We start from the raw sequence: 19205 nt of genomic DNA, 5'->3' as shown, positions 1-19205 counted from the left end.
GGCTTAGCTGTCCCACCAGGGGCGAGCCACTTGCCATTTGATATCAGGGCCACCGGGCCAGGCTATTTCATCCACTTCCCACAGCCGTTGTGTGATGGGGTCTTTCCACCACTGAGCCCTGGTCGTTTGGCCGTTATCCCAGGTATACGTGACGTCGCAGGGCTGAAGTAGCAGCTCGGTCAACAATAGCGCACGTGTTCGAGGCGCTTTACACGTCATATGCCCCTCAGCGCGATGAGCATGGCTGAGCCCACCGGTATCGACCCAATGGCGTTCTATCCAGAAGCGGGGTTGCGAACGCTGCCAGGGCAGTTCACCGGCCGCGGCCAGGGCGTCAGCAGCGGCTGAGTGGTCGAAGTAATAACGCGTGCTCAGTAAGTCTCCCTCTAGCGTGGACGCTGCATATAAACCACCGCTTTCCAGACTCAAAAAGCCTCTTTGGGAGGGCCAGTGCGTTTGTGTACCGGTTTGAGCGCCCAATACCAGCAGGCCGCGCTGAGTAGAGCTATCGAGCGCTAAAGAGGCAAACGGGATGCTGTCTGCCTGAGTAGCCGTTGCCAAGCCCTTGCTCGGATCCAGTGCCACGATGGCTTGGCCTATCGGAGAGCTTTCGAGCACGCTACAGCCTGCCATCGCTAATAAACTGATGGCGCCCGTCACCGTCTTGAGCGCTTGCAGACGGCTTTTTCTTTCGCCATTGACAACATGAGTGAAAAACAGGGAAGCAGGACGCATAAAAGCCGCTAAAAAGCGGCTTTTGTACATCTCGATGTCGCGATCAGCCTGGCGCGATTTTATGTGTTTCAAGCGTAGCCTCAACGCGTTCCGGTCGTACCCGTTGTACCGCTGGTGCCGCTCGTACCGCTGGCGCCGGATGACTCCGCGGCGATACCGGCGGCCACCTGGGATGGCGTGCTGGTGGTCAAGGTGGTCGCGCTAGTGCTTAACGCGCCAGACAAACCGCCCGGGGCGGCACCTCCTGCCGTGACGCCTGCGCTAGCCGGCGTGGTGGTTGTGCCTTGACCTGCAGCGCTCGGGCTGGAGGAAATATTCATGGGAGCAGAACCACCAGGCTCGACACCGCTCTCGATCGACGCCGCGCTATCAGACGTTGTTTGCGCCGAGGCTAGCGAAGCGATGCATACGCTTCCTGTGACCAATAAAATCAATGCTTTTCTTAACATTGCTCGATCTCCAGATAAAGTGAGTAGCTGCCATTTTGGCCTATAAGCATGCAGGTGTTGTGTTACTCATGCCAGCATCGCAAGCCTGATCCAGTCATGAGAAGCGGCGGCCACCGATTTGGGCTGAATGGTAACCTGTAAATATCCTGGAGAATAGATCAGAATTAACATTCAAGTCGTTTATTGATAAGCCTAAATAATGATTCATTTGTTTAAAAAAATGGGTCTTACCCGTTGGTTATTTCAATATGCTTGTTTTTGAATAAATGAATTTTTTATAGGCTGTACTTGAGTAAAATAATTTATGAGTATTTAAATCAATGCGCAATGCGATTATTAATTGTTTAAAGTCGCGGTTGTATAGTATTTTTTAAATTAAAACAATGATTTATTTACTGATGGCGAGAGGTTGTCGTCAAAACCTATTTTGGGGCCGTCTTCAGATTAATCAAAAGGCTCCCATAAAACGTTTTCCATGCGTCATGCGTTATTAGGAGTGGCGTAATCGTGCCGGCTAGTCCTGCTGGTTTCATACGCAGGCCTATCGCACGCTTAAAGATATTGCGACTGGTTTAGCACAGCAGATTTAGGTAGCATTGCCGCTCATTTAATAGCGTGTTTCAAAGTATTCAAGGTATCTGCTGGCGCCAGCCGTGCAGGTGGATTTTTTTACATCGAGTAAAACGGATGTTTCAGCCTTATCTCGCCTCTCGCCCTTTGCGGCGGCTATCTCTTGCGGCAGCTTACCTGAGCGCTTTTGCCGGTGTGCTGACGCTTTCCGGTTGTGCACTGGCGCCGGGCGGGCACCTTGACGCAAATACGCAAGCCGCGCCCATCGATAACCTGATCGACGTTCAACCCATTACGCCGGGGCTTTTGGCGACCATGCCGCACGCAGGTAATCGCGCCACGCCCATGTCAGGCGAGCTTCGCCAGGCAATCGATGAATGGGAGTACCGTATCGGCGCCGGCGATGTGCTGAGTATCGTCGTATACGATCATCCTGAATTGACCATTCCCGCCGGCAGCGAACGCGGGGCGGAAGAGGGCGGTAATCGAGTGCGCAGCGACGGCACTATTTTTTACCCCTTTGCCGGTCGTGTTCAGGTCGCCGGATTGACCCTGGAAGAGGTGCGCGAACTGCTGACTCAACGCCTGAGCGGCGTTATTCAAACGCCTCAGGTGGACGTCAGCGTCGCTGCTTTTCGCTCGCAGAAGGTTCAAGTAAGCGGTGCCGTTGCAAGCCCAGGTAGCGTGCCCGTCACGACCGTGCCGCTCACCGTGATCGATGCCGTGAGCCAGACAGGGGGCGCTACCGAAGACGCCAACTGGCACGAGGTGTATCTGACTCGAAACGGCGTGGAGCAGCGTCTTTCTCTTTTCAGCCTGTTGCGTGAAGGTGATCAAACCCAAAACCGATTGCTGCGAGATGGCGACGTACTGCACATACCCAGCGCTGAGAGCCAAGCGGTTTCCGTCATGGGGCAGGTGAATTCGCCTGGAAATGTTCGCTTGGGTAACGAGCGTTTATCCCTTTCTGATGTGCTAGCGCAAGCGGGCGGCGTCAATGAAGTCACCGCTGAACCCTCGGGCATCTTTGTCATTCGCGGTAATGAGCTGAACAGTGACCGTTTGGCGACCGTTTATCAGCTGGATATAAGCAACGCTGCTGCTTTCGTACTGGGAAGCAGGTTTGCGATGCAGCCCAATGATGTGGTGTACGTGACCACCGCACCGATTGCCCGCTGGAACCGTGTGATCAGTCAACTCCTGCCGTCCGTTCGCTTGCCGGGCTACGCCGCAGGCAGTATTTCTGACTCACGTAATCTGCAATAAACCCCTGATATAACGACTCGGAGCAGGAAAGCCCCGCCATGTTTCAGCGCATTCTAGTGGTATGTGTCGGCAACATATGCCGCAGCCCCGTGGCGGAGGCCATGCTGCGCCAGCGCCTGCCGGGTAGGCAGTTTTCTTCTGCCGGTTTGGGCGCGCTGGTAGGCAGTCAAATCGATGCCCACGCTCGCGTTCTTGCCGAGAGGGACGGGCTCGAGGTTGATAACCACCAGGCTCGCCAGCTAACCCGTGAGATGCTCGATCGCGCCGACCTGATACTAGTCATGAGTGACCAGCAGCGTCTGGCTGTCGCAGAGCTTTCCCCAGCCGCGCTTGGCAAAACGATGCGGCTAGGACAGTGGCTTGAAAATGGTCGGGGCAAGGATATCCCTGACCCGTATCGAAAAAGTGCGGAAACATTTCAGCACGTTCATCAGCTAATGGATCAGGCCGTACAAGCCTGGGCCTTGAAGCTGGCGTAACGCCGCCCCTGAATAGCCAAAATGGATGTAGCCAAAGCATGAGTGATGTGACGGCCCAGCGCCCTGTTGGAAACGATAGTGATGAAATCGATTTAGGCCGCCTATTCGGTCTGCTGCTGGACAAAAAGTGGTGGATCGTGGGAATCACCGGGATATTTGCCGCTATTGGCGTTCTCGTGGCCTTGAGCGCAACGCCTGTTTACCAAGGGGATGCGCTGGTACAAGTCGAAAAGCGATCGTCGATCAACCCGCTGGAGGGGTTGGGCGACATGCTGGGGCCGGAGAGTGAGTCCTCGACGTCTGCCGAAGTGCAGATTTTGCAGTCGCGCATGGTGCTAGGCCAAGTGGTCGATCGCATCTCGCTCGATACCGTGGTAACACCTAATACGCTCCCCCTTATTGGCGGCTTTATTCAGCGCCGCGGTATCAATCGGCCTGACTTTATGCAGGGGCACGCAAGTGTATGGGGTAACGAGAGTATCGATGTCGGCCGACTCGAAGTGGACGATGCCTACCGTGGTATGCCCTTCACCCTGAAAGTAGAAAACGAGTCTGCCAGCGAGTACTCGTTATGGTTAAGCGGCGAGCGTTTGGGTAATGGCCGGGTAGGCGAATTTAGCAGCTTCCTTGAGGGCGGCGTACAGGTGAGCGTGGTAGAGCTCTCTGCTGCTCCGGGCGCTGAATTCATCTTGACCAAAGTGGTTCGCTCCAATGCTATTAACCACTTGAGAGGTAATCTGAGCGTAAGCGAGCAGGGTGGCGGTGGACGTGGCGGCAGTACCGGCATCTTCAAACTCACTTTGAAGGGTGAAAATAGGCAGGCTATTCGCCGCTCTCTTAATGCAGTTATAGAAACGTTTTTGACCCAAAACGTCGAGCGGCAATCCGCCGAGGCCGAACAGCGCTTGGCGTTTTTGGAAGAGCAGTCGCCGGAGCTGCGCGAGCAGCTCAACTCCGCTGAAAACCGTCTCAACGAATACCGGGTCAACGCCGAAAGCGTTGATCTTAACAGCGAGTCTCAGGCAGCGATCAACCGCTACATCGCGTTGGAGCAAAACCTCAACGAACTGGAGCTTCAGGAGGCGGAGCTGTCTCAGCGCTTCACTCCAAACCACCCGAGTTACCAAGCGCTTTTACGCCAAAAGCGACGCCTACAAAACGATTTGGATCAGTTGGACGAGCAGGTCAGCCAGCTTCCTGAAACCCAGCAGGAGATCGTTCGGCTAACGCGTGAAGTGGAAGTGACGCAAGCCATTTACGTTAACGTGTTGAACAAAACCCAGGAACTACAGATGACCCGCGCCGGGACCGTGGGCAACGTGCGTATCATCGATGACGCCCTCGTAGGCGGTGGCCCTATTGCGCCGAGAAAATCGCTCATCGTAATGGTCGCGACACTGCTTGGGGGAATGTTGGCCGTTGGGGGAGTGCTGGCGCTGGGACTCCTTCGCCGGGGAATAGAATCCGCCGAGCAGATCGAGCAAAGCGGATTGCCGGTATATGCAACGATCCCGCTATCGGAAGCGCAGCAGAAACTGGTACGTAAAGTAAAAGGTAAAAAAGATAAACGAAGCCATCAGGTCATCAGCGGCATTTTGGCCAAGCACGACCCTACCGATCTTTCCATAGAGGCGCTGCGCGGTCTTCGTACTAGCCTGCATTTCGCGATGATGGAAGCCAAAAATTCATGTTTGATGATCACCGGTTCGAGCCCCGGTATCGGTAAGAGTTTTATAGCGGTGAACCTGGCCGCCGTGTGCGCTCAGGCAGGGCAAAAGGTCCTCGTAATTGATGCGGACATGCGCAAGGGCCACATTCATCATGCATTTGGTGGGCAAAGCGCCGAAGGCCTTTCTGACGTACTTTCTGGTCGCAGTGGCTGGCAAACACAGGTGCGTGCAAGCCAGGTAGAGGGTCTGAGCTATATGTCTCGAGGCATCGCGCCGCCTAATCCCTCCGAGCTATTGATGAGCCAGCATTTCGCTCAGCTACTTAGTGAAGCCGAGCGGCAGTTTGATCTGGTGATCGTGGATACTCCGCCAGTACTGGCAGTGACCGACCCTGCCGTGGTGGGTAGTCATTGTGGTACGACCTTGTTATTGGCACGTTTTGAAATCAATACGTTGAAAGAGCTACAACACGCAGCTCGTCGACTGGAAGCGGCAGGCGTGGTGGTGAAAGGCGCCATTTTGAATGCCATGGAGAAAAAGGCGGCCAACAGTTACGGCTATGGCTACTACCAGTACAGCTATAAATCAGTCAACGAGTAAACCTGCGCTCGAACGGCCTGACTAGTTTGAAGGCTCGAGTCAGGCCGTTCGGGTATCAATAATGCGCCTGGTTATCGCGCTGAGAGCCATAACGAATACCGCGCCTTTAATGGGCCCGCGGTGGGAAAGCGTAGCCAGGCACAGGGTACGGTTGGAGACGCGGGGTTACATACGGGTGATTTTTGCGCAGTAGCCTATCAGGAATGTGTTTTTTTCAAGACGTTGAACAAGGCTACGAGATAGTAGGTCGCTCTCCCATCAACCGGGTGTGGAAGTTTCATGAGTATTATCGATGGTATGGCGCTATTAATTGATGAATAGTCTAGCTCTGGGCAAGCTGCGCGTACGCGCGAGTAAATTCAGCAAAAGTAGTTTCGTGCGCAACGTTGTTGCCGTGGCAACGGGCATCGCAGCGGCTCAGGCCATTTCGCTTGCTTTTATGCCGTTTCTTACTCGGCTGTACGGCCCCGAGGCGTTTGGTGCGCTCGCCGCATTCACGGCAGTGATCAATATCATTTCACCCATTGCCACGCTTGGCTATGCCAATGCGATCGTGATGCCGCAAACCGAGGAGGGGGCTACGGCGGTCGCTCGGCTGTCACTCGTTTGTGCTTCTATCATGGCCCCGGTCGCGCTTGTGATCGTTTTGCTTTTTCGCGCACCGATTGCCCACTCGCTGGGGCTGGAAGCAGCACCGTACTTGTTGTATCTGATACCCGTGGCTTTACTGTTAAGTGCACTATTATCAGTGGCGAACCAGTCCGCGATTCGAGAGGGGCTTTTCAAGCAAAAGGCGCGCTCCTACGTAGCCAGTACGTTTTTAATGAATCTGGGGAAATTGGCCGGTGGTCTTTTAGCCCCTCACGGCTTGCTGCTGATTATTATCATGATAGGGGGCAAGGCGCTTAACTTCACCATGTTGCTTTCCCGCGTCCCCAAAAAAGGCGCTTTCGAGGTGCGCCGCTGGTTCGGACGTGCAGGTATTCGCAAGGCCGCGATCGAACAGCGTGATTTTGTGCTCTATCGCATGCCGCAAAGCATGATTAATGCAGCGTCTCTCGGACTTCCGGTGCTCGTCCTGACTTCCTTGTTCAGCGCTTCCATTGCCGGGCAATACTCCATCACCACATTGGTTCTCGGCGCGCCGATCATGCTGCTTGGGCAATCCGTGCTGGAGGTTTTTTTCCCCCGCGTAACAGAAGCCGTTCGTCGAAATCCCGCGAACGCGTTGCCGTTGATACAGCGTGCCACGCTTGGGATGGCGTGCATCGGGATTGTTCCCTTTGGTGTCATCGCTTTATGGGGGGACATCTTGCTTCCCTGGTTCTTTGGCGATGAATGGCTGCGTGCTGGTGAATACTCGCGTTGGGTTGCCTTATGGATGGCTAGCGTTTTAGCGACCCGACCCGCGGTCTCTTCAATGCCGGTATTGCGCATGCAGGGAACACTTCTCATTTATGAAGTCGCTATTACTGCTGCTCGGGTACTGTCGCTTTTCATTGGCGCCAATCTCGGGAACGACCTCGTCGCAGTAGCGGTTTTTGCGCTCGTTAATGTAGCAGGATACCTGGTGCTTCTCTTACTCGTTTTGAGAAAGGCAGCGGCAATAAAACGGAGAGGCAACGATGCTTACATCACTTAAAAGTAAAATACCCTTATCGATCAAGCAAAAATTGCAAGGCGTGCTGTCTGCACGACGCATGCAGCTTCCCGACGCGCCACGCTGCTTCGTCTTTTTGGCAGCGGACTATGGAAACATAGGCGATCTTGCGATCACGGCTGCGCAACAAAACTATCTTTCGCGGCACCTGCCCAACCATCAACTCGTATCGGTGCCCATTAGCGATACACGGGCAGTGATTCGCTCGATACGCAAACAAGCGGTCAAGGAAGACGTCGTCACGATCATCGGTGGCGGCAACATGGGGTCTTTGTATCCTGATATCGAAGCGTTGCGACAGCTGGTCATTCGTTCCTTTCCACGCAATCGGGTGGTGTGTTTCCCCCAGACGCTTGATTGGGATGACTCCGAGCAGTCTCAGCGTGCGGTCGACAGAATCGTGCGGGTATATTCGAGGCATCAAAACCTTTATCTACACGCGCGCGAAGCCGTGAGCTTTGAAAAACTCAAAAAGCTGTTTGCCGACCATAAAAAGCCGGCAGTGCGTTTTGTTCCCGATATCGTTCTCAGCGCGACGGCCGTCGATTTCGGGGTCAATAATAGTGTCGAGCCACGTGGAGCGCTGCTTTGTTTGCGAGACGATCGTGAGCGTTCGTTAAGCGATCATCAGCATCAAACGCTTTTGAAAGCTCTCACCGATGCAGGACTGGTGACCGAGGTAACCGATACCCATGCAGGTGGCTCGCGCCTTTCTTCAGAACGCTGTGCCGAATTACTGCAGGGAAAACTCAGCCAGTTTCAAAGTGCGCAGCTTGTGGTAACCGACCGCCTTCATGGCATGATCCTGGCCGCACTGGCCGGAACTCCGTGCCTGGTTTTACCCAACTCCAACCATAAGATTCGCCAAACCTGGACAGACTGGTTGCGTGATGTTCCTCAAGTACGCTTTTTAGAACTTGGCGAGCTTTCCAATATCGACGGGATCGTTCAAGACGTTCTCGCAATCCCGCGTCGCGAGCCTGCACACCCAGTGATAGAACCCGCACATTATAACGATCTCCGTATGGCGGTTGCTGATTCATGATTTCTGACACCTCTCCACTGGTATCCATTATTGTTCCCGTTTTCAACGTTGAGTTTTATCTCGACGAATGCCTGGATTCGGTTCGTCGCCAAACCTACGGCCGCCTTGAAATCATTGTGGTAGAGGACTGCTCGACCGATGGATCGCTGGCCAAACTCGATGCCCACCTTGAAGACGACCGCGTACGCGTGATCCAACACGACACGAATTCGGGGTTATCGGCGGCACGCAATACCGGTATCGAAGCCGCCCGGGGTGAGTTTGTGCTGTTCGTGGATTCGGATGATGCGATCGCACCGGAACTGGTCGAGACATGCCTTGCTCGAGCGATCGAAACTGAGGCTGAAGTGGTGATGTTCGATTTTGCTGTTTTCCATGACGGCGAACCGCTGCCGGGGAGCGACGGGCGTATCGATATGCATCAAGCACGCTCGCTCGCCGAGGTCGAATACTTCAAACTTCCGCATTTTGCCTGGCTGAAGTTCATTCGAGCTGAGCTTCTGGATGATCCACGGTTACGGTTCCCGGTAGGGCATTACTACGAGGATTGGCCGTTTCATTGGGAACTGGGATTCTTGACCCGAAAAATCGAACGCATTCCCAATCGCTTTTATCAGTACCGGCAGCGCTCGGGTTCGATCACCGCCGCCGGGGATCGTAAGCTTTTGCACATCTTCTCGGCACACCGGCTAATTCTCGACATCGTCGAGCGCCACTCTGCCTCGGTGGGCGTTCGGCAACTACTGGCGACTAAAATTTACCGTGGCATCTGGTTTGTGGTGATGACGATTCAACATGACTTTCTGAAAGAGGCCTTGTTGGCCGCGCGCAATCACCTTACCTGCACTCGACAAGCGCGACAAAGCGCGTCACCTGCGCCCAGGGTTAAAGTGCTGTTGGCCGCCCTTCGGCTACCGAAGCCTTTCGCCTATAGCTCTATTCGCTCCCTTCGTGCGGCGTTGTCCAGGCTTTCATCTTATCGCCGCAATGCCACGTCGTCTGCCTAGTCACCGAACGGGATATCACTGCTTTATGGCTCAGTACGTATTTATAAAATTTCGAGACCCGGCTGCATCGGGGAGCGCGCTTTCTCGACTTGAGAGCATCTGTGAGATGTTGACGCCCCATTCGCTTCAGGGACGCTGTAACCACATCGTCGCCGAGTGGCCGGGTAGCTCGGGCGGCTATTACGCCATTCAAAATAGCGATAGCGTAACCGATCAAGCTGCCGGGCAACTGACCATCGGGTGGGTAGCCTCTGATGAGGATGAAGAAGCGTCAATAGAGCGTCACAGCGTGCAGGCAGACGGTTCTTACGCGGTTATTCAGGCGAATACTCAGGAAGTATCTTTTTTTACTGATCAGTTCGGCTCTCGCACGCTTTGGTACTACATGGATGACGAAATGCTCGTCGTCTCCACTTCGCAGCGAGCGATCGTTCGATTCAAGGGCGCATTCGCTCCCAATCAAGCGGCCACCGGCTGGTTTCTTTCCTCCGGTTGCCAAGGCCCCTTCGCGGCCTGGGATGAAAAAATCGTACAGGTGAAACCTGGTCTTGAGTATGTTCTGGATGTGAGTCAATGGCAGATCGACGCTCGTCCAAAACCGGGCATTGCGCTGCCACAATCGGGTAAAGAGTCGTCTCAAAACTACCTGGACCAGTTCGAATCCCAGGTGATCGATACGATCAAAAAGATCGTGGGCTCCCATGAAGCTGGTGAGGTGTTGTTGCCTTTGTCCGGCGGTTTGGATAGCCGGCTGCTACTGGCGCTTTCACGAGAGGCCGGCGTGGCTTCCAACGTCGAGCTGGTTAACTGGGGCATCGAACAGCGAGACACGGTTTTCGATGACAAACGCGCAGCGCAGCGTATTGCCGATACCTACAGAAAACCGCTTTTGGATCGGTTTCTGCCTACGCAAGGCGGTGACTACGACGATGTGCTGGACAGATTTGTAGAAGCCTCGGAAGGCAGGATTGATCACTTTAATGCCTATACCGATGGCTTCTCCATGTGGGATGAGTTTTATCGCTCGGGTTTTCGTTGTGCGCTACGGGGAGACATTCCTTTTCCGACCGCCATCTATGCCGATCAGCTTTCTGCAAGGCAGCAACTGGGGTTTGCCACGTTCGAGGATTATGCGAACACACGGCATTTTTCAGCGCTCTTCGACCAACGCTCAGCGTCACTTGATGTCGCGTTGTTACCCGGAGAAACGCTGGTTCAATGGCGGGATCGCCTGTATGCCAGCTATCGCATCCCCATGGTGGTTTCGGCATTCACCGATCTAGTGAGTGGCCATGTTGAAAATTACTCTCCCATGATGAGCTGGTCGTTGTTCAAGGCGTACGTTGCGCTTCCCGACCATGCCAAGGGGGATAAAAAACACATTAGAACGCTTTGGAGAAAGCACGATCATAGCGGCGTGCCGTCGCATGCCGAGGGGTCTCTAGCGTCTCCGGTTTCGTTTTTTCAAAACACAACCGGACGTCGATTCATGAATGACTACCTGACGACGCTTCGCCAGAGTCAGCGCTTTCCCACCCCGGTGCTGGATATGGCATCCGCACCCTCCGAAGAGAACGATCAACAGACCCCCACACGATCAGCTAAATTGTTGCGAACGGGGCGTAGCTGGGTCTCCAGACACTTGCCGCGAAGCCTCAAAGCTTATCTCAAGGCCAAGCGACCTTATAGGCTATCGCCACAAACATTGGCTTACCGTTTGGTTCTCGTGGATAAAATTTTAAACATGTATGAGGCCGACGCAAAACAGGGAGCTGTCCAGCGCCCGAACGCTCAGGAAACCGCTCATTTGGCTCAGGGAAAATCGTGATGGCGTTAGCACGTGTACTGCATGTCGTCGGCCGCATGGACCGTGCGGGGGCAGAAACCATGGTGATGAACCTGTACCGTGAAATCGACCGCAGCCGGTTTCAATTCGACTTCATCTACTTCACCGATGAGCGCTGCGATTACGATGACGAAATAGAAGAGCTGGGCGGACGTATTCATCGAATCAACGCGACTAACCCAGTCTCCCGCTTTTGGAAACTCTATCGTTTGCTATGCAGCGGTGTCTGGAAGACGGTCCATTCACATACGCTTTTCAGCAGTGGCCTGCACTTGATGGCTGCTCGTATGGCCGGTGTACCTTGCCGGGTCGCACACTCTCACAATACGCAAGATGCCAATAGCGCAAGCCGGGCTGGCCGGCTGTATCAGCGTGTAGCCAGACGCCTCATTGTCATGTCGGCCACACGTTTCGTCTCCTGTGGCAGGGCGGCCTCGAATTATTTGTTTCCCGGTAGAGAGGACGTGGTGGTTATCCCGAATGCCGTCGATATCGAGCGGTTTTCACAGGCATCCGGTATAGCGGTGCGCAACGAGCTCAAAATTAATAGCGGGGAGATAGTGATCGTGCAGGTGGGACGCTTCATGCCCGTTAAAAATCATGAGCGTTCGATTCTCATTGCGAAGGCACTAAGGCAAAAAGGAGTGGATTTTCAGTTGCTCCTGGTTGGCACTGGACCTGAACAGGACCGTATTCGGGATCTGATCCTTGAACATCGTCTTGAAAGCCACGTACAAGTGCTCGGTTTGCGAACCGATATCCCCGAATTGATGGCGGCTGCAGACGTAATGCTAATGCCATCGCTACACGAAGGCTTCCCAGTAGTATTGGTCGAGGCTCAGGCGGCGGGATTGCCAGCAGTGGTTTCCAATGCTGTCTCGCCAGAAGTGGAATTGGGCATGGACATGGTGCGTTTTGTCGAGCTTGAGGCGGGAGATGCCGATTGGGCGCAGACAATACTGTCCGCGGCGACCGCGGACCATCCTGAAAAGCATGTACGCCACAGGATTCTGGAACAGGCAGGGTTTTCATCCGCGGCGGGTGCGCGCCGGCTCGAACAGGTATATAACGCTGCATGATTGCGTATTTGCTGCTACTGATATTCGTCACTATTAACACCTGCGTATGGCGGCGCGCAGGAAGCTCCGGTGTGCGTCGGCTGGGCCTTTTTTTTACCGGCACCGCACTGGTGTTATTCGCGGGGCTGCGTAATAGGCGAGTCGGTACGGATACCGGTACTTACATACGTCATTTCCATGAAAGCGATAGCTTTGATATCGTTATTGAGCGACAGGATACCGGCTACTACCTGCTGTCCTGGATTGCCAGAACGCTCTCCGAGTCCTACTCGATGCTGCTGGTCCTGATCGCGCTCATCGTTGTCAGTTGTTATCTAACAACTATTACACGCCTGGTGAAGCGTTACGAAACCGGGGTCTACCTTTTCGTAACCTTGGGCACCTACACCTTTTTTTTCAACGGCGCGCGTCAAGGTATTGCCGCAGCGATCTGTTTTCTTGCTATTCCATTTTTACTTGAGCGGCGCCTGTGGCCCTACATAGCGTTGGTGGCATTCGCTGCGCTGTTTCATAGAACCGCTCTGATTGCGTTGCCCCTTTACTGGCTAGCTACGACACAGGTGCGCTGGCAGCGGCTGGCCATTCTCGGATTCACTACCGTGATAGCGGTCGCTTTTTTGAGCGTATTTGTTGGGTTGGCATCGGAGCTTCTTAGTGACCGATTTTCTACCTATGCAGAAGCGGGAGAGGGGGGCGGCGAAGTCACGGTGGCTTTCCTGTTCGGACAAGGTGTCATGCTCTATATCTTTAAGCGCTATGTTCCCGATCCTAACGGATGGTACGCACGGTTGCTCAATATCTACTTGATTGGTCTGGTCCCGACGCTGGCCTCGACCCTGTCGAGCGTTAATCCATCGGGAGTACTGCGACTGCATTTGTATTTTAGCTCTATGTCGATACTTTTATGGCCCATGGTGTTTCAGCAGCTTGGCACCACAACGACGCGCATTCTTTTGGCGATGGGGTTTTTGTGCGTCACCGCTATGTACTTCGTCCTAACGACGTCCACGTTTAGCAATCTTTCTCCTTACTCCTTCAATATGGATATCTTTGCATGGTAGATAAAGCGCTGCCTCCAGTATCGATAGGGCTTCCTTTTTACAATTCAGAGCAGTTTCTGCTCGATGCCATCAAGTCGGTCTTTGCACAGACTCACCAGGAGTGGGAGCTTATCCTCGTCGACGATGGTTCTACCGATAAATCGCTCGATATCGCTCGTTCTATCGACGATCCGCGCGTTCGTGTCTACTCGGACGGAAAAAATAAAAGGCTGGCAACCAGGCTGAATGAAATCAATTCTCTAGCGAAATACGATATTGTCGCAAGAATGGATGCAGACGATCTCATGGATACGGATCGTATCCGAAAGCAGCTCGAATGTTTAATGGAACACCCTGAGCTTGATCTGGTGGGAACGGGCGTATGTTCATTGACCGATGACGGGGAGCCTGTCGGTATTCGCTGTGTTTCTCCAAACCACCATATAACAGAAAAAGCGCTTTTAGCGGGGCAGGCGGGTATCGTTCATGCATCGATTCTCGGCCGTAAAGAGTGGTTTATGCGAAACCGATACCGAGAAGATCTCCCCAAGTCGCAGGATACCAATCTATGGATACGCTCATTTTCGCAAGATGATTTAAACATCGCTATCATTCCCGAGCCTCTTTATTACTATCGGGAGGATGGCAATGTCACCGCCAATAAGTTATTGCTTGCCTATCGGGTAGGGCGTATCTCAATACGTGAAGATGCCAAGGGGCGGTTTACGAACAGGGTGCGTACTAAAGGGCTAATGGCACTGTATGCCAAGTCAAGCGCTGTGACGTTGCTGAACTGGTTGGGAAAGATGGACGTCATTCGGCGCCGGCGAAATCAGCAGGGCATTGAAGCAGCAGAAAAAGCGAAAGTCCTGGGTGAAATTCAGACCGTTCAAGCGTTGCAACTTCCTGTCAATCAAGCGCACATGGCCGAAAAATCATGAAGCGTCTCTGTTTGGTGGTGACGGACGCGATATCATTTAACGTACTCTATCGTGGGCAGCTCGAACATTTGAAGGCGCAAGGCTTTCAGCTCACGCTTTTATGCGGCGGGTCCGCCGATGAAATCGAGCTGCTTCGGCGGCGTGACGTTGGGAAGGTCGTGCCTATCAAAATGGTGCGCCCTCCGCGGATAGGAGCAGATTTGGCCGCTCTGCTCCAACTGCTGTTTCATTTTTTACGCTTTCGTTACGACATGGTTCTCGTGGCCACTCCCAAAGCAATTCTGCTTGGCTCGATAACGGCTTGGTTGACGCGTCAATCTCGACGCGTGGTGTTTTTCAAGGGCCGGGTATATGAGAATTTTTCGGGTTTTTCCCGATCGCTGTATTTAACCTTCGACCGTATCGCCGTATTTTGCGCCCACGAGGTGCTTTTCGTATCGCGCTCCTTGATGGCCGAGTACCGCCATGCGGGTGACTTTTTCACCCGCAAGGGGCGCGTCTTGGGTGGCGGCTCCAGCAACGGTGTGAATGCTGATCATTTTGATCCAGAAAACGTTAGTAATGATAAATTGGAGGAACTAAAAAAATCGCTCGGCATTGAGCCAGATGCGTTCGTTGTACTCACGGTTGGCCGTATTTCGATGGAGAAAGGGCTGGCCGAAATGGAGGCGTTAACAAAACGCGCCGCGCAGTCGACCGAGAATATCCGCTTTGTGATGGTCGGGCCCATCGAGGCGGGCTGTGAGTCAGTGTTAACGCGTATCCAAACCATCGGTAATGTGAGCCATGTAGGATTCACAGACGATGTTTCTGCGTATTTTGCCATCGCGAACGTACATCTGTTTCTTACGCACCGAGAAGGGTTTGGCAATGTCGCTATCGAAGCGGCGGTCATGGGCGTCCCTACGATTGGTTTCGATGTGGTAGGCGTGCGCGATAGCGTTGCAGAGGGCGTAAGCGGAGTGCGTGTTCCTTTTGGTGACGTTGAAACTGTTTGGCAACACATTGAACGCATGCGGCGTAATCCAAAAGAGACCGAGCAAATTTACTCGAACGCACGTCAGTGGGCATTGGAAAACTTCGACCAGAATCACGTTTGGGAGTTGTTCGAACGCTACTGTGCGCGTTGATCCGAGGCCGTCGTTCGGCTGATCAGTGGCTGTGCAAGCGAAAAGGCGTATGGCATCAAATCACTATCTTTAAAGCCGTTTTAAGAGCCGTGACTTTGCTCGATTTCGTTCGGATCGTGTTACGCAGGGCGACGCTTGCAACGAATAGCCGCGTTGGCAAATTATCATCTTCATTTATATATACGTTGGATTTACCAATGAAACGACTATTTGATTTTCTAGTGTCTCTGCTCGCCCTGAGCTTGCTTTCTCCCGTGCTTTTGGTAGTGGCGTTGCTCGTTCGTAGCAAACTTGGTTCCCCCATCCTGTTTCGCCAGATTCGTCCGGGCCTCCATGGAAAACCGTTTGAGATGGTTAAATTCCGTACCATGAAGGATGCATATGATGCTCAAGGTCACCCGCTACCAGATGATCAGCGCCTCACCCGCTTTGGTAATTTTCTACGTGCCACTAGTCTGGACGAGCTGCCGGAGCTTTGGAATGTGCTTAAGGGCGATATGAGTCTGGTCGGTCCTCGGCCGCTTTTAATGGAGTATTTGCCGCTTTACAGCGCCGAGCAATACCGGCGTCATGAAGCGCGACCCGGCGTAACCGGTTGGGCACAGATTAACGGCCGTAACGCTATCTCCTGGGACGACAAGTTCAAGCTGGACGTGTGGTATGTAGAAAACCACTCTCTTTGGCTCGATTTGAAAATTCTGATGCTTACTGTGAAAAAGGTGCTGGTGAGGGATGGCATCAGCGCAGAAGGTGAAGCGACCATGACCAAATTCACGGGAAGTGGCAAATGAAGCGCTTGGCCGTTTTGGGCGCCAGCGGTCACGGTAAGGTCGTTGCGGAGACGGCGTCTCTATGCGGCTGGCAGCACATACTCTTCTTCGATGATGCCTGGCCGAGCTTGCAAAGTAACGGTCTTTGGCCCGTTATTGGCGATACCCGGGCATTATTGGAGCAGTTGCACGATTTCGATGGCGTCATCGTAGGTATCGGCAATAATCACGTGCGGTTGAAAAAAACGCGAGACCTCAAGGCCCTCGATGCTCCCTTGATAACGCTCGTCCACCCCTCGGCTTATGTCAGTAGCACTGTGGCATTGGGTGCAGGTAGCGTCATATTTGCAGGAGCCGTTATACAAATCGATAGTCGTGTGGGCGAGGCGTGCGTGGTTAACACGCGAGCCAGTATTGATCACGACTGCCTCCTGCACGACGGCTCACACGTGTGCCCTGGCGCTTCATTGGCCGGCGCTGTCACGGTTGGCGAAGCCAGCTGGATAGGCATTGGCGCAAGCGTGATACAGCTGTTGAATATTGGCCATAACGTTACCGTAGGAGCAGGGGCCGTCGTTGTCTCTGAAATTTCAAATGGTCAAACGGTAATTGGCGTGCCTGCGCGACCCGTGATTCGATGAGTCGCTCTGCCCCTTCATTTAATTATTTTAAAATCAGGTGATCGCATGCTAAGTGGCCCTTTTTCTCCATGGCCCTCCTTTTCCGAGGAAGAGTCTCAAGCGGTGCAGCGCGTCCTGCTCTCCAACCGTGTTAACTACTGGACAGGCCAGGAAGGTCGTCAGTTCGAACGTGAGTTCGCTCAGTTTGCCAACTGTGGATACGCGATTGCAGTTTCCAATGGCACGACAGCCCTGGATTTGGCATTAAAGGGATTAAGTATTGGTGAGGGAGAAGGGCGAGGTAAGGATGAGGTAATTACCACATCGCGTACTTTCCTGGCGACGGCTTCCAGTATCGTTACCGCGGGCGCGGTTCCGGTTTTTGCCGACGTGGACCATGATTCACAGAATGTTACCGCGATGTCCATCGCCGAAAAGATCACGCCCAATACACGCGCGATCATCGCCGTTCATTTGGCGGGCTGGCCCTGTGACATGGAGTCCATCATGGCCCTGGCTAACGAGCACGGTTTGCACGTTATCGAGGATTGCGCCCAGGCTCATGGCGCCACGTTCAAAGGCCAGAGCGTCGGTAGCTTTGGCCACGTCGGCTGCTGGTCGTTTTGTCAGGATAAAATCATGACGACCGGTGGTGAAGGCGGCATGGTCACCACCAACGACGAAGCGCTTTGGCGAAAAATGTGGGCCTATAAGGATCATGGGAAAAGTTGGGAAGCGGTTTACGAACGTGAGCACCCGCCCGGCTTTCGTTGGCTACATGAAAGCTTTGGAACCAACTGGCGGCTGCCGGAAATGCAGTCTGCTATCGGCCGTATCCAACTGACCTTCATGCCGGAGTGGAAAGCGGCTCGCCAAGCCAATGCCCAGCGGATCTGGCAAACCGCTAGTGAGTGCGATGGGCTACGCGTGCCTTTGGTGCCCGAGTACATCGAGCACGCCGCCTACAAGTGCTACGTATTCGTCGAACCCTCTCAACTCCAACAGGATTGGGACCGTGATCGCATCATGAATGAAATCGTGGATCGCGGTGTGCCATGTTTTTCCGGTTCCTGCTCTGAAGTCTATTTGGAAAAGGCGTTCGACGGTACAGGCTGGCGGCCTGAAGAACCGCTAACTGTCGCCAAGGAACTGGGGGAAACCAGCTTGATGTTTTTGTGCCACCCTACGTTGACGGAGAGGGAAATTCAAAAAACCTGTGACGCGATTAGCGAAGTAATGAGCCTTGCCACTCAAAAGGGAGCCAACCCATGACTATCCTTGTAACCGGTGGGGCGGGATATATTGGTTCACACACAGCGTTGGCTCTCCTCGAAGCCGGGTACTCTGTCGTCGTACTGGATAATCTTGCCAACGCTTCACGTGAGTCACTCGCTCGAGTAGAAGCGCTCGCCGAAAGGACGCTTACGTTTGTGGAGGGAGATATCCGCGATAGGGGGGTGTTGGATCGCCTCCTGAACGAGCACGAATTTAGCGCAGTCATCCATTTTGCCGGTCTAAAGGCCGTGGGCGAAAGCGTGAGTCAGCCGCTCGGCTATTACGAAAACAACGTTTCCGGAACCGTAACGCTTTGTCAGGCCATGCAGGCCGCGGGTGTTTTTAAGCTTGTATTCAGTTCGTCAGCGACGGTATACGGGGACGAGCATCCCATGCCGCTACATGAAGGGCTTCCTACCGGTAAGCCTACCAATCCGTATGGTCGATCAAAGCTCATGGTTGAAGAAGTCCTTCAGGACCTTGCACACTCTGATACGCGTTGGTCGATCGCGCGCTTGCGTTATTTCAATCCGGTAGGCGCGCACGAAAGCGGTCAAATAGGCGAAGACCCTCAGGGGATTCCAAACAACTTATTGCCTTATGTTGCCCAGGTCGCGGTTGGGCGCCGCGACTGTTTAGCCGTTTACGGCAGTGATTACGCTACTCCGGATGGGACCGGTGTACGCGATTATATTCATGTCATGGACTTGGCAGAGGGGCATCTGTGTGCACTGAACACGTTACTGAATAACAAGAATGATTGCTATACGTGGAACCTTGGGACAGGCCAGGGATATTCGGTGTTGGAAGTTATCGATGCTTTTGAACGCGCATCGGGGGTAACTATTCCTTATCGTATTGAATCCAGGCGGCCCGGTGACGTTGCGACTTGCTGGTCGGATCCCACCTTGGCAGAGCGTGAATTGGTATGGAAAGCCAAACGTGATTTAACCACGATGATGGTCGATACCTGGCGCTGGCAGCAGAGAAATCCCCAAGGGTATCGTTAGTGCAGCGGGTTAA

General features: G+C 53.6%; 17 protein-coding genes. 16 read left to right on the top strand and 1 reads right to left on the bottom strand.

What is annotated here, in order from left to right; translation table 11 throughout:
• Positions 1-3: 3 nt before the first annotated feature.
• Positions 4-807 carry a hypothetical protein gene (locus tag OCT39_RS13730; RefSeq protein ID WP_263585022.1) on the bottom strand — a complete coding sequence of 268 codons (804 nt, stop codon included), beginning with the start codon at positions 805-807 and terminating at the stop codon, positions 4-6.
• A gap of 42 nt (positions 808-849) precedes the next feature.
• Here OCT39_RS13730 and OCT39_RS13725 point away from each other — a divergent pair, with 42 nt between their 5' ends.
• From OCT39_RS13725 to galE, 16 genes are all read left to right on the top strand, one after another.
• Entirely contained in the window at positions 850-1023 is a 174-nt protein-coding gene (locus OCT39_RS13725; RefSeq protein WP_263585021.1) for a hypothetical protein, read from the top strand.
• A gap of 848 nt (positions 1024-1871) precedes the next feature.
• Entirely contained in the window at positions 1872-3020 is a 1149-nt protein-coding gene (locus OCT39_RS13720; RefSeq protein WP_263585020.1) for a polysaccharide export protein, read from the top strand.
• A gap of 38 nt (positions 3021-3058) precedes the next feature.
• Entirely contained in the window at positions 3059-3499 is a 441-nt protein-coding gene (locus tag OCT39_RS13715) for a low molecular weight protein-tyrosine-phosphatase (protein ID WP_263585019.1), read from the top strand.
• A gap of 38 nt (positions 3500-3537) precedes the next feature.
• Positions 3538-5769: a polysaccharide biosynthesis tyrosine autokinase gene (locus tag OCT39_RS13710; RefSeq protein WP_263585018.1), complete on the top strand. Its 2232-nt coding sequence runs from the start codon at positions 3538-3540 to the stop codon at positions 5767-5769.
• Positions 5770-6082: 313 nt separating this feature from the next.
• Positions 6083-7411, top strand: coding sequence for a lipopolysaccharide biosynthesis protein (locus OCT39_RS13705; protein WP_263585017.1), 1329 nt, complete (start codon positions 6083-6085; stop codon positions 7409-7411).
• Positions 7395-8474, top strand: coding sequence for a polysaccharide pyruvyl transferase family protein (locus tag OCT39_RS13700; protein ID WP_263585016.1), 1080 nt, complete (start codon positions 7395-7397; stop codon positions 8472-8474). The genes OCT39_RS13705 and OCT39_RS13700 overlap by 17 nt, the downstream gene beginning before the upstream one ends.
• Entirely contained in the window at positions 8471-9481 is a 1011-nt protein-coding gene (locus OCT39_RS13695) for a glycosyltransferase family 2 protein (protein WP_263585015.1), read from the top strand. Before OCT39_RS13700 ends, OCT39_RS13695 begins: the two co-directional genes overlap by 4 nt.
• Positions 9482-9506: 25 nt before the next feature.
• A complete protein-coding gene (locus tag OCT39_RS13690) occupies positions 9507-11309 on the top strand; it encodes a hypothetical protein (RefSeq protein ID WP_263585014.1) in 1803 nt (600 codons plus the stop codon).
• Positions 11309-12406, top strand: coding sequence for a glycosyltransferase family 1 protein (locus OCT39_RS13685; protein ID WP_263585013.1), 1098 nt, complete (start codon positions 11309-11311; stop codon positions 12404-12406). The genes OCT39_RS13690 and OCT39_RS13685 overlap by 1 nt, the downstream gene beginning before the upstream one ends.
• Positions 12403-13467: an EpsG family protein gene (locus OCT39_RS13680; RefSeq protein ID WP_263585012.1), complete on the top strand. Its 1065-nt coding sequence runs from the start codon at positions 12403-12405 to the stop codon at positions 13465-13467. The genes OCT39_RS13685 and OCT39_RS13680 overlap by 4 nt, the downstream gene beginning before the upstream one ends.
• Positions 13461-14387, top strand: coding sequence for a glycosyltransferase family 2 protein (locus OCT39_RS13675; RefSeq protein WP_263585011.1), 927 nt, complete (start codon positions 13461-13463; stop codon positions 14385-14387). The genes OCT39_RS13680 and OCT39_RS13675 overlap by 7 nt, the downstream gene beginning before the upstream one ends.
• Entirely contained in the window at positions 14384-15517 is a 1134-nt protein-coding gene (locus tag OCT39_RS13670; protein ID WP_263585010.1) for a glycosyltransferase, read from the top strand. Before OCT39_RS13675 ends, OCT39_RS13670 begins: the two co-directional genes overlap by 4 nt.
• Positions 15518-15714: 197 nt before the next feature.
• Complete coding sequence (locus OCT39_RS13665) at positions 15715-16308, top strand: sugar transferase (RefSeq protein ID WP_263585009.1); 594 nt, start codon at positions 15715-15717, stop codon at positions 16306-16308.
• A complete protein-coding gene (locus OCT39_RS13660; protein WP_263585008.1) occupies positions 16305-16928 on the top strand; it encodes an acetyltransferase in 624 nt (207 codons plus the stop codon). The genes OCT39_RS13665 and OCT39_RS13660 overlap by 4 nt, the downstream gene beginning before the upstream one ends.
• Positions 16929-16973: 45 nt before the next feature.
• Positions 16974-18179: a DegT/DnrJ/EryC1/StrS family aminotransferase gene (locus tag OCT39_RS13655; RefSeq protein WP_263585007.1), complete on the top strand. Its 1206-nt coding sequence runs from the start codon at positions 16974-16976 to the stop codon at positions 18177-18179.
• A complete protein-coding gene (galE, locus tag OCT39_RS13650) occupies positions 18176-19192 on the top strand; it encodes a UDP-glucose 4-epimerase GalE (protein ID WP_263585006.1) in 1017 nt (338 codons plus the stop codon). Before OCT39_RS13655 ends, galE begins: the two co-directional genes overlap by 4 nt.
• Positions 19193-19205: the final 13 nt, after the last annotated feature.

The organism is Halomonas sp. GD1P12 (assembly GCF_025725645.1).
Classification (GTDB): domain Bacteria; phylum Pseudomonadota; class Gammaproteobacteria; order Pseudomonadales; family Halomonadaceae; genus Vreelandella.
This window is presented reverse-complemented; position numbering and strand designations above follow the sequence as displayed.